The sequence below is a fragment of the Streptomyces sp. NPDC059874 genome (assembly GCF_042731135.1).
Classification (GTDB): Bacteria; Actinomycetota; Actinomycetes; order Streptomycetales; family Streptomycetaceae; genus Streptomyces.
Map to the genome: position 1 here is coordinate 1 of NZ_JBHWJY010000146.1, position 10,420 is coordinate 10,420.

A 10,420-nucleotide genomic window follows, 5' to 3' on the forward strand; every position below is an offset into this window, starting at 1 on the left:
TCAGCAGCCGGGATGACCCTCAGTGCGCGAGGACGAGGAGACGCCCCGGAGGGACACCGCGGACCGGCCCGAGGAGCGAAACCCCGCCCGGGGGACCATCCCAGCCTCGCCGGCGTTTGAGGCGCGGGGTGTGGGGCGGAGCCCCACCAGCCGGGCCACGACACCCCGCCCGGGGGGGGCCATCCCAGCCTCGCCGGCGATTGAGGCGCGGGGGCCGAGCCCCCGGAGCCCGCACCCGCCCGGCCCGACCCCCACCGGGAGGTCAGTGGTGGATCTGGGTGACCACCACGTCGAGCGACCACGCCTTGCCCGGCTTCGCGGGGGCCTCGGCCTCGACCACGTAGCCCAGGTCCCGCAGGGCGTCGACCAGCTCGCCCGGCCCACCCGGCACGGCGCCCGCCAGCAGCAGGTCCCGGACCAGTCGGCCCTTCGTCGCCTTGTTGAAGTGGCTCACCACGGACCGCTTCTCGACCCCGTCCACCACCTGCGAATGCAGCACCCGCACGGTCGCCGTCCGCCCCGCGACCTCGCCCTTCGGCTTCCACGCCGCCCCGTACGCCGCCGACCGCAGGTCCAGTACGAGCCCGTCCCCGGCCGCCTCCGGCATGACCTCCGCCATCGGCCCCCGCCAGTACGCGCCCAGCGCCCCCAGCCCCGGCAGCTTCACGCCCATCGAGCAGCGGTACGACGGGATGCGGTCGCCGATCCGCACCGCGCCCCACAGCCCCGAGAAGACCAGCAGCGAACGCTCCGCGAGGCCCCGGGCCGCCTCCGGGAGGTCGGCCAGGCCCAGCGCGTCGTACAGCACGCCCGTGTAGATCTCCCCCGCCGGGCGGGCCGCCGCCGACCGGAGTTCCAGGTTCTTCGCCACCTCGCCCCGCAGACCCTCGCTCAGGCCCAGCACCTCGCGCGCCTTGAGCTCGTCGGCCCCGCACAGCTCGACCAGCTCGTCCAGCACCGCCGCGCGGGCCGCGGCCAGTCCGGGCAGCGACAGCGTCTCCGGCTTCAGGGGTGCGCCGGAGCCGCCGGCGGCCTTTCCTTCGGACGGCGGCAGCAGCACGAGCACGGTGGTTCTCCTTCAATACGACACGACGCGGGGATGCGGCCCCTCGCCAGGGTAGACGGCTCGCCGACCCCGCCCGGACGATCTACGCGGGCATCCCCGGGCCGGCACGGCGAACTCGCCGCGTCGCCGAACCGCGCGAGTACGGCCCCGCCCCCAGCGGGCCGAACCGGCAAAACCGGCCGAACCGCGCAAACCGCGCGGCCAGGGCCTAGGCTCGACCCATGCCACGCCGTCAGATGCACATGACCGGCGCAGACGGGGCTGCCCTGCGGGCCGCGCTGCGTGAACTGCGGACGAAGCTGGAGGTGCCCGGGGAGTTCCCGGCGGCGGTCCTCGCCGAGGCCGAGCACGCGGCCGTGCACCCGCGCCTGCCCGAGCTGGACAGCACCGACATCCCCTTCTTCACCATCGACCCCCCGACCTCGGTCGACCTCGACCAGGCCATGCACCTGGCGAAACGATCCTCCGGTGGCTACCGCGTGCACTACGCCATCGCCGACGTCGCCGCGTTCGTCACCCCGGGCGGCGCCCTCGACGCCGAGGCCCACCGCCGGGTCACCACCCTGTACTTCCCCGACGGGAAGGTCCCGCTGCACCCGGCCGTGCTCTCGGAGGGAGCGGCCAGCCTGCTGCCCGACCAGACCCGCCCGGCCCTGCTGTGGCGGCTCGACCTGGACGCCGACGGCCGGGTCGAGACCACCGACGTGCGCCGCGCCCTGGTCCGCAGCCGGGCCAAGCTCGACTACGACGGCGTCCAGAAGGCCATCGACTCCGGTGCGGCGGAGGAACCGCTCGCCCTCCTCAAGGACATCGGCCGGCTGCGCGAGGCCCTGGAACGGGAGCGCGGCGGCATCTCCCTCAACGTGCCCGAGCAGGAGATCGTCGTACAGGACGGCTCGTACGCCCTGGCCTACCGCGCCCCGCTGCCCGCCGACGGCTGGAACGCCCAGATCTCCCTCATGACCGGCATGGCGGCGGCCGACCTGATGCTGGCCGCCGGGGCCGGCATCCTGCGCACCCTGCCGAACGCCCCCGACGGCGCCGTCGGCAAGCTGCGGCGGGCGGCGAAGGCCCTGCGGGTGGACTGGCCGCACCACGTCCCGTACGCGGAACTCGTCCGCTCCCTCGATCCGCACCGCCCCGCCCACGCGGCCTTCCTCCAGGAGTGCACCGCCCTGCTGCGCGGCGCGGGCTACACCGTCTTCACCGGCGGCGAGACCCCCGACCCGGCGATCCACTCCGCGGTGGCGGCCCCGTACGCGCACTGCACCGCGCCCCTGCGGCGGCTCGTCGACCGGTACTGCGGCGAGCTGTGCGTGGCCGCGGCGGCCGGGGCCGAGCCCCCGCGGTGGGCGGTGGACGGGCTCGCGGAGCTCCCCGAGCGGATGTCGGACGGCACCCGGCTGGCGAACACGGCCGAGCGGGAGTCCGTGGACCTCGTCGAGGCGGCCGTGCTGAAGGACCGCGTCGGGGAGACCTTCGAGGCCACGGTGATCGACGTCATGGACCGGGAGCCGCTGGTGGGCACGGTCCACCTGGAGGAGCCGGCGGTGGTCGGCCGCGTCGAGTCCGAGCGGGAGCAGCTGCCGCTGGGCGAGCGCGTCCGGGTCCGCCTCACGCAGGCGGACCCGGGGACGGCGAAGATCCTCTTCGCTACCGCGTGACGGCCCTGCCCGCCTTGACGGCCGCGACCAGCGCCCCGGGGTCGTCGGCGTGGAAGCGGACGACGCGCGCCTCTCCCCTGGCCCCGAGCGGGCGGGTGAAGGGGAGGGGGCCGGTCAGCTCCAGCGTCACGGTGGTCTGGCTGCCGACGATCAGGTCGAGCACCCCTTCCTCGGAGACGGTGACCAGCCGGCCCTCGGGGTAGCGGCGGTCCACGCGTACGGAGGCCACCGCGTCCGGCGGCACCACCAGGTCGAACAGGGCCCCGTAGCGAATCCGCAGGGACCCGTCGGGGCGCACCACGTGCGGCCGGGTGACGCAGGCGGCGTGCAGGGCGAGGATGATCAGGATCCCGTAGACGTCGAGGACGAGCACCACCCGGTGCACGGCCGGCCAGGGGATGAGGAAGGACAGCGCGACGGTCTCGATCACCGACACGAAGAGCATCCCGTACATCATCGCGGTCTGCGGCGCCGTGTACCCGGCGGCGAGGTCCCCGGCCCGCACACCGTGCTTGCGCCGCAGGGCCCACCACCCGAGGGAGGCGCCCGCCCGCAGCTCGTGCGCCAGCAGCCGTCGCACCCGCACGGGCACGACGGCCCGCACGGCCGCCCGCCCGGCGTCCCCGCGCCGCGCGCCGCGGCCGCGCTCGGCCGCGTAGAGCCGGACGAACACCCCGACCTCCAGCAGCAGCACCCCGAGCACCAGGCCCTCGGCGAGGGCGAGGGCCCACCCCGGGAGCCGGACCCCGGCGGCCAGACACACCACGAGCACCAGCTCCGCCGGAACGACGGCGAGAACGCCGATCCGCGCCACCCGTATCCCGCTCATCCCCTGCCCCTCTTCATGAACGCCTCCATCACCCGGCGGACGACCTCCGCCTGCGCGGGCGCGTACTCGGCGAGCAGCGCCTCCTGGAACCCGGACACGACCGCCCCGTCGGCGCGGACCGAGGCGAACACCTCGTCGGGCACGGCCGCCACGAACTCCGCCGCCAGTCCCGGGATCCGCGGATCGTCGGTCGGGGCGTCGGCGAGGGCGTCCAGCCGCTCGTACAGCGCGAGCACGGCGGGATCGGCGGCCAACGGTCCGAGCGCGGCGTACAGCTCCTCGCCACCCGCGCCCGAGGCGTCGAGGAGCTCCAGGTGCTCGCGGTCCATCGCGGCGGAACGCGATGCGGTCTCCGGCGCGTTCGCCGGCAGCGCGGCGAGCGCGGGCGACAGCGGCTCGGCGCCCCCGGGCCCGGCGGCCAGCAGCACGGCGAGCCGCCGCCGGCGCTCGGCGATCTCGGCCTCCTGCCGGGCCAGGTCGGCGTCCAGTTCCTCCAGTACGTCGACCAGTTCGCGCCCGGCGTCGTCCGCGAGGACGTCCCGCACCTCGTCGAGGCTCAGCCCGAGCTCGGTGAGCCGGCGTACGCGGGCCAGCAGGACGGCGTCGCGGACGCCGTAGGCCCGGTAACCGTTGGGGCGCCGCTCCGGCTCCGGGAGCAGCCCGACATGGTGGTAGTGCCGGATCGCCCGGGTCGTGAGCCCGACGAGCGCGGCGATCTCTCCGATCCGCATGGCCCCCAGTAGAAACCCTGCCGCTGCGTCAAGGTCAAGCGCGACGTTCGCCGCAGGTAACATGGCCACCACGGCAGACGAGTCGGCCGGGCGGCCGCGTCGGGATCCCCGGATCCCGCCGAGGAACGTCCGGGCTCCACAGAGCAGGGTGGTGGGTAACGCCCACCCGGGGTGACCCGCGGGACAGTGCCACAGAAAACAGACCGCCGGGGGCCTCGGCCCTCGGTAAGGGTGAAACGGTGGTGTAAGAGACCACCAGCGCCTGAGGTGACTCAGGCGGCTAGGTAAACCCCACCCGGAGCAAGGTCAAGAGGATCCGTCTTCGGACGGGTCTGCGCGGACGATCGAGGGCTGCTCGCCCGAGTTCGCGGGTAGACCGCACGAGGCCGGTGGCAACACCGGTCCTAGATGGATGGCCGTCTCCCCGGCGACCGCGAGGTCACCGGGTGACAGAACCCGGCGTACAGGCCGGCTCGTCTGCCTTTCCACTCCGTCGGGGTGTCGCGAACACCCCCCGGAGGGGCGCGTCATGGGGCACGCTCGCACCCATGACCGATCACCCCGCGGCCGCAGCCGCGCTCATACGTGACCTCGCCGAGGCGACCTCCGACCCCCGTGGCGCCTACGCGGGCCTCGCCGACGTCGCTTCCGTGACCGAGAGCCTGCTCGCCCTCGCCCGGAACCTCGAAGACGCGCTGCTCCACCTGGCCCGGCACATCGAGGCGCGCGACGACGACTGGGCCACCACGGACGACGTACGGCTCCCCCGCCAGTACACGCGGGAGGCGAGCGGCAAGATCCGGTCCGCCCAGGCCGACGCCCACAACATGGCCCGCGCCCTGGGCAAGTCCGTGGAAGCCCTCGGCCACCTCAAGCCCGCACCCTGATGCCGACGCGGTGAGCAGCGTCGCCCCCGCCGCCGGAACGCCGGTGGCGGGGGCCCGGCCTACCTCAGGTGCGAGGTGTCGTTCAGCAGCCGTACCGAGGCGTTGCCGTCCGCGTAGTAGGCCACCGCCGAGAGGGAGGCCGCGGAGAGTTCCATGCGGAACAGGGCCTCCGGCGGGGCGCCCAGGGCGAGGCGGACCAGGATCTTGACCGGGGTCACGTGGGTGACCAGCAGCATCGTCCGGCCGGCATGGGCCGCCAGCAGGCGGTCGCGGGTCGCCGAGATCCGGCGGGTGGCGGCCATGAAGCTCTCGCCGCCGCCGGTGGGTGCCGCCTTCGGGGAGTCCAGCCAGGCCTGGAGGTCGTCCGGGAAGCGCTCCCGCACCTCGGCGAAGGTCAGGCCCTCCCAGGCGCCGAAGTCCACCTCGCGCAGGCCGTCGTCGACGGTGACGTCGAGGCCGAGGCGGTCGGCGACCGCCTGCGCGGTTTCGCGGCAGCGGCGCAGCGGGGAGGCGATGATGCCCTGCACGGTGCCGCGTGCGGCGAGGGCCTCGGCGACGGCCGCCGCCTGGCGGCGTCCCACCGGGGACAGCTCGGGGTCGGTGCCCCCGCTCCCGGAGAACCGCTTCTGCGGGGTGAGCGCGGTCTCGCCGTGCCGAAGCAGCACGAACGTCGCGGGCGCCCCCATGTCGGGCCCCCACCCGGTACCGACGGCAGGGGCCGTCGCCGCTCCGGCGGCCTGGCCGTGCCCCTCCGCCGGGGACGGGATGCGTCCCGCCGCGGCCGGCTCGGGCTCCGCGAACAGGGTGTCGGCCCCCGCGTCCGCGAGCGCCGACGCGGTGGCCGACGTACGGGAGGAGGAGGCGAGCGCCGCTCGGACGGCCGCGGCCCCCGCCGTGGCGTCTCCGGGCGGGCCGGACGGCGGCGGGGTCGACAAGGAGCGGGCCGCCGAGTGGTCGAGGCTCGCGCTGGAGGCGGACGGCTCCCACTGCCTGCCGCGCTTGCCCGCGTCCATCGCCTCGTTGGCGAGCCGGTCCGCGTGCTTGTTCTTCTCGCGCGGGATCCACTCGTACGTCACCTGGGAGGCGGGAAAGATCTTCGCCGCCTCCGCCGCCAGCGGCCGCATGTCCGGGTGCTTGATCTTCCAGCGGCCCGACATCTGCTCGACGACGAGCTTGGAGTCCATCCGGACGAGCACCCGCGCGTCGGAGGCCAGCTCGCGGGCCGCCTTGAGGCCCGCGATCAGCCCCTTGTACTCCGCCACGTTGTTCGTCGCGACGCCGATGAACTCGGCGCGCTCGGCCAGCGTCTCCCCCGTCGCCGGGTCGAGGACGACCGCGCCGTAGCCGGCGGGCCCCGGGTTGCCCCGGGAGCCGCCGTCCGCCTCCACGACGAACCCGACATGCCGCGGCATCAGATGCCCGAGTCGGCCGTACGGACCAGGATGCGACCGCAGTTCTCGTGGCGTACGACCTGGTCGCGGGCGGCGGCCTTGATCTCGTTGACCTCGGCCATGTCGAGCTCCAGCCGGCAGCCCTCGCAGCGGCGCTGGTAAAGGCGCGCGGCGCCGACCCCGCCCTGCTTGACGCGGATCTTCTCGTACAGGGCCATCAGGTCGGCCGGCATGGAGCCGACGATGACCTCGCGGTCCTTGGCGATCTTGGCGGCCTCGGCGTCGATCTCACCGGTGGCGGCGTCCCGGCGCGCGGTGGCGTCCGTCAGCTTGGCCTCCAGCGCGGAGACGCGCTCGGTGATCTCGGTGACCCGCTCCTGCGCGGCCTCCAGGCGCTCCATGACCTCCAGGACGACGTCTTCCAGGTCGGCCTGCCGCTTGGCGAGGGAGACGACCTCGCTCTGCAGGTTCGCAAGGTCCCGGGCCGAGACGCCCACGCCGGAGTCCAGTCGCGCCTGGTCGCGGGCGGCGCGCTGGCGCACCTGGTCCACGTCCTGCTCCGCCTTGGTCTGCTCGCGGGCGGCGTCGCTGGCCTGCGTCTGCGCGGCGACGAGCAGGTCGCGCTGCTGGCTGAGGTCCTTGGTCAGCGAGTCGACCTCGGCGTGCTCCGGCAGCGACTTGCGCTTGTGGGCGAGCTGAGACAGCCGGACGTCCAGGGCCTGGACGTCGAGAAGTCGGATCTGGTCGGCGGGCTCGGCGTTCAGTTGGGGGCTCCAGAGGTAGAAGGTGAGGTGACGGACGGCGCGTGCACCGTCCAGGGGTCGGTGACCGTGCGCGAGACGTGGGTACGCAGGCCCCAGCCGTGGCGTTCGGAAATCGCGTCGAGTTGCGCGGCGGCCTGCTCGCACCAGGGCCACTCGGTGGCCCAGTGCGCGGCGTCGACGAGGGCGAGCGGGCTCTGCTCGCGGGCCTCGGACACCGGGTGGTGGCGCAGGTCGGCGGTGAGGTACGCGTCCACGCCCGCGGCGCGGACCTGCGCGAAGAGGCTGTCGCCGGAGCCACCGCTGACGGCGACGGTACGGATGACCGCCTCGGGATCGCCCGCGACGCGGATGCCCTGCGCGGTGCGCGGCAGCCGGGCGGCGGCGCGCGCGGCGAACTCGCGCAGGGTCTCGGGGTGGTCCAGTTCGCAGAGCCGGCCCAGGCCCCGGCGGCCGGCGGGGTCGCTCGGGTCGGGCACGAGCGGGCCGGTGATCCGCAGGTCCAGGGCGCCGGCGAGGGCGTCGGAGACTCCGGGGTCGGCGGTGTCGGCGTTGGTGTGGGCCACGTGCAGCGCGATGTCGTTCTTGATCAGCGTGTGCACGACGCGGCCCTTGAAGGTGCCGGCTTCGACGGTGGTGGTGCCGCGCAGGTAGAGGGGGTGGTGGGTGACGACCAGGTCGGCGCCCAGCTTGACCGCCTCGTCGACGATCTCCTGTACGGGGTCCACGGCGAACAGCACCCGGGAGACCTCGGCATCGGGGTCGCCACAGACGGTGCCGACGGCATCCCACTGCTCGGCCCGCGAGGGGGGCCAGAGAGCGTCCAGCGCGGCGATGACTTCAGAGAGACGGGGCACAGGCCAAGGCTACCGTCCGGGGCGACCGCCCCATGGCCTACCGGCCTGGTCGACGGCTACGACACCGCTGCGCAAGCGCCCCCGGCCGCGCCCGGGCTCCCTGGGGCTCCGCCCCAGACCCTCCCCCAGACTCCGTCCGGGGGGACCCCCACGCCTCAAACGCCGGCGGGGCTGGATTTGGCTGATGCCGTCCGCGGGGGTGCGGGGGCGGAGCCCCCTAAACGCCCCGATATCGCACAGCACAATCGCCTCCTCGACCACAGGCGAATCGCCACCCGGACACCCGTATGTGTGAAGCGGAGTTGGTGGTGTTGTTCGGCAGGAAGTGCGAAAACTAGCTTCCTCATCGGAGGTGACGGCCCGGATGACTGTCTGTGCCATCGATGTGAGGACCACGGCTCCGTTCGCGATCGCCGCGGACGGTTCGTACGCCGCCCGGCTCGCCGGTGAGGGCGAGGCACGCTACGCGGAGCGCTGGACCCTGGCCGGGGCCGAGGCGTACGCGGTGCCGCTGCCGCTCGCGCAGCCCGAGGAGGCCGACAGCGAGCTGCTCGCGCTGACCGACGGGCGGGTGCTGATCCACCGTCGGGTCGCGGACCGGCACGCCTTCGCGCTGCTGTACCCGACGGGGGCGGAGGCCGGGCCCCGGACCGGCGAGCTCCAGCTCGGCTCGGTGGAGGCGGAGGAAGGGCTACGGGTCCGGCTGCTCCCGCCGTGCCCGGACGGGCTCGGCGCCTTCGCCCTGGCCGTGAGCGACTCCGGGACCACCGTGTGGCAGGTGGCGGGCGGCGCCTTCGGTGAGGTGGCCCGCGTTCCCGGCCGGTGTTCGGGCGGGGTCTGGCTGGACCGGGCGGGCCGGCTGCTCGCCCTGGACCGGGAGCTGGAGGGCACCGTCAAGGCCGTCGCCGTGGATCTGGGGCGGGGCGGCGAGGTGTCCCCGCTGCTCCAGATCGCCGAGGCCAGCGACGACCGGCTGCTGCTGGCCGACCCGGACAGCGGGCTGCTGCTGATCCGCTCCGACGCCCCGGGCGAACCGCGCCTGGGATGGGGGGTGCTGGGCAGCACCCGCCCGGTGCGCTTCCCGGAGTGCCTGCGCTTGGAGGAGGAGGCGACCCCGTTCGCGGTGCAGCCGGGCCAGGCCCTGATGCCGGAGACCTGCGGGGTCGCGCTGCGGGTGGGTGAGGCCGGCCTCGCCCTGTGGCGCCCCGCCGACCGGCACGTCTTCCGGCTCGGCGCCCCGGCGGGCTGGCTCGGCGGCACGGGCCTGTGGACCCCCGAGGGCCGCCTGCACCTCCCGTACGCGACCCCGGAGGCGCCCTGCGGAATCCTCGGGATGACCCTCCCGGCGGCCCCGCCCCCACCGGTCCGGCTGGATCCGCCGCCGGCCGCGGCCGCCGCGCCCCGGCCGGTCCCGCTCCAGCAGGCCCTGGGTGTCCCGACGCGCTGACGGAGCTCGCCCGGTCGTCGCCGTGATAGTCAGTCCGGGTGACGACTCTTCGGGAATCCGCCGCGCGCAGGCCCTTCGACGCGGTGCTCTGCGACTTCGACAATGTGATCCGCTTCTACGACACGACCCGCTTGGCGGAGCTGGAACGGGCCGCCGGACTGCCCGTGGGCACCACGGCGGCGGCGGCCTTCAGCCCTGAGCTGGACGGCCCGCTCCTGCTCGGTCGTATCACCGTCCCGGATTGGGTGGCCTCCGTCGTCGTCGCGCTCGTGGACGGCGGCGGCATACCCGAGGAGACGGCTAGGGAGTTGGCCGCGGCCTTCGCGCAGGCGCCGTTCGCGGCCGACGAGGCGGTGGTCTCCGTACTGCGCACGGCCCGGACGGCGGGGCTCGTGCTGGTCCTGGTGACGAACGCGACCCACCAACTGGAGGACGACCTGGCAGCGCTGGGCCTGTCGGACCTCGCGGACCACGTCGTCAGCAGCGCCCGGGTGGGCGTGGCCAAGCCGGACCGCGGGATCTACGAGATCGCGGCCGGGAGGGCGGGCACCGCCCCGGAGCGGTGCCTGTTCGTCGACGACCGCCTGGAGAACGTCGAGGCGGCCGCGGCGCTCGGGATGACCGGCGTGCACTACCGCGAGCCGGCCGATCTGCGCGGCGCGCTCGGCTTCCTGAACTGACCGCGGGCCTTACTAGTGCTGTGGCCGGAAAGGTTTGCCGGGGCGCGGTGTTCGGTGCGGTGCATCGCAAGGCGGAGGACCGCGGCTCGTACTGGACGTACTTGCGC

General features: G+C 74.6%; 10 protein-coding genes and 1 other RNA gene. 5 read left to right on the top strand and 6 right to left on the bottom strand.

Annotated features, from left to right (window positions below; genetic code table 11):
• Positions 1-262 precede the first annotated feature (262 nt).
• Positions 263-1,066, bottom strand: coding sequence for a peroxide stress protein YaaA (gene yaaA / locus ACFV9H_RS40380; protein ID WP_385408809.1), 804 nt, complete (start codon positions 1,064-1,066; stop codon positions 263-265).
• Positions 1,067-1,287: 221 nt separating this feature from the next.
• On the opposite strand from yaaA, the gene ACFV9H_RS40385 reads away from it, so the two are divergent.
• Positions 1,288-2,730 (top strand): RNB domain-containing ribonuclease, encoded by a 1,443-nt coding sequence (locus tag ACFV9H_RS40385; protein ID WP_385408811.1) that lies wholly within the window; start codon positions 1,288-1,290, stop codon positions 2,728-2,730.
• Here the strand turns inward: ACFV9H_RS40385 and ACFV9H_RS40390 are convergent.
• Together ACFV9H_RS40390 and ACFV9H_RS40395 are read right to left on the bottom strand one after the other, a co-directional pair.
• Entirely contained in the window at positions 2,720-3,559 is an 840-nt protein-coding gene (locus tag ACFV9H_RS40390; protein WP_385408813.1) for a hypothetical protein, read from the bottom strand. The two genes, ACFV9H_RS40385 and ACFV9H_RS40390, sit on opposite strands and share 11 nt — an antisense overlap.
• Positions 3,556-4,290 carry a MerR family transcriptional regulator gene (locus ACFV9H_RS40395; RefSeq protein ID WP_385408815.1) on the bottom strand — a complete coding sequence of 245 codons (735 nt, stop codon included), beginning with the start codon at positions 4,288-4,290 and terminating at the stop codon, positions 3,556-3,558. Before ACFV9H_RS40395 ends, ACFV9H_RS40390 begins: the two co-directional genes overlap by 4 nt.
• A 78-nt stretch (positions 4,291-4,368) precedes the next feature.
• Here ACFV9H_RS40395 and rnpB point away from each other — a divergent pair.
• Positions 4,369-4,770: RNase P RNA component class A (rnpB, locus tag ACFV9H_RS40400), an RNA gene on the top strand.
• A gap of 68 nt (positions 4,771-4,838) precedes the next feature.
• The gene (locus ACFV9H_RS40405) at positions 4,839-5,177 is read left to right on the top strand and encodes a hypothetical protein (protein WP_385408817.1); all 339 of its coding nucleotides are present in this window, start codon (positions 4,839-4,841) and stop codon (positions 5,175-5,177) included.
• A gap of 59 nt (positions 5,178-5,236) precedes the next feature.
• Here the strand turns inward: ACFV9H_RS40405 and ACFV9H_RS40410 are convergent, their stop codons facing one another.
• The 3 genes from ACFV9H_RS40410 to ACFV9H_RS40420 are packed head-to-tail and all read right to left on the bottom strand — an operon-like array spanning position 5,237 to position 8,186.
• Positions 5,237-6,589 carry a bifunctional RNase H/acid phosphatase gene (locus ACFV9H_RS40410; protein WP_385408819.1) on the bottom strand — a complete coding sequence of 451 codons (1,353 nt, stop codon included), beginning with the start codon at positions 6,587-6,589 and terminating at the stop codon, positions 5,237-5,239.
• Positions 6,589-7,332: a zinc ribbon domain-containing protein gene (locus ACFV9H_RS40415; RefSeq protein WP_385408827.1), complete on the bottom strand. Its 744-nt coding sequence runs from the start codon at positions 7,330-7,332 to the stop codon at positions 6,589-6,591. The genes ACFV9H_RS40410 and ACFV9H_RS40415 overlap by 1 nt, the downstream gene beginning before the upstream one ends.
• A complete protein-coding gene (locus ACFV9H_RS40420; RefSeq protein WP_385408821.1) occupies positions 7,329-8,186 on the bottom strand; it encodes a Nif3-like dinuclear metal center hexameric protein in 858 nt (285 codons plus the stop codon). Before ACFV9H_RS40420 ends, ACFV9H_RS40415 begins: the two co-directional genes overlap by 4 nt.
• Positions 8,187-8,550: 364 nt before the next feature.
• On the opposite strand from ACFV9H_RS40420, the gene ACFV9H_RS40425 reads away from it, so the two are divergent.
• Positions 8,551-9,633: a hypothetical protein gene (locus ACFV9H_RS40425; RefSeq protein WP_385408823.1), complete on the top strand. Its 1,083-nt coding sequence runs from the start codon at positions 8,551-8,553 to the stop codon at positions 9,631-9,633.
• A gap of 38 nt (positions 9,634-9,671) precedes the next feature.
• Positions 9,672-10,313: an HAD-IA family hydrolase gene (locus tag ACFV9H_RS40430; RefSeq protein ID WP_385408825.1), complete on the top strand. Its 642-nt coding sequence runs from the start codon at positions 9,672-9,674 to the stop codon at positions 10,311-10,313.
• Positions 10,314-10,420 lie beyond the last annotated feature (107 nt).

What these genes read in the sequence shown, in the direction of transcription:
- ACFV9H_RS40425 (WP_385408823.1), top strand. Translation starts at nt 8,551, where the DNA reads ATGACTGTCTGTGCCATCGATGTGAGGACCACGGCTCCGTTCGCGATC.
- ACFV9H_RS40410 (WP_385408819.1), bottom strand. Translation starts at nt 6,589, where the DNA reads ATGCCGCGGCATGTCGGGTTCGTCGTGGAGGCGGACGGCGGCTCCCGG.
- ACFV9H_RS40385 (WP_385408811.1), top strand. Translation starts at nt 1,288, where the DNA reads ATGCCACGCCGTCAGATGCACATGACCGGCGCAGACGGGGCTGCCCTG.
- ACFV9H_RS40405 (WP_385408817.1), top strand. Translation starts at nt 4,839, where the DNA reads ATGACCGATCACCCCGCGGCCGCAGCCGCGCTCATACGTGACCTCGCC.
- ACFV9H_RS40395 (WP_385408815.1), bottom strand. Translation starts at nt 4,290, where the DNA reads ATGCGGATCGGAGAGATCGCCGCGCTCGTCGGGCTCACGACCCGGGCG.
- ACFV9H_RS40390 (WP_385408813.1), bottom strand. Translation starts at nt 3,559, where the DNA reads ATGAGCGGGATACGGGTGGCGCGGATCGGCGTTCTCGCCGTCGTTCCG.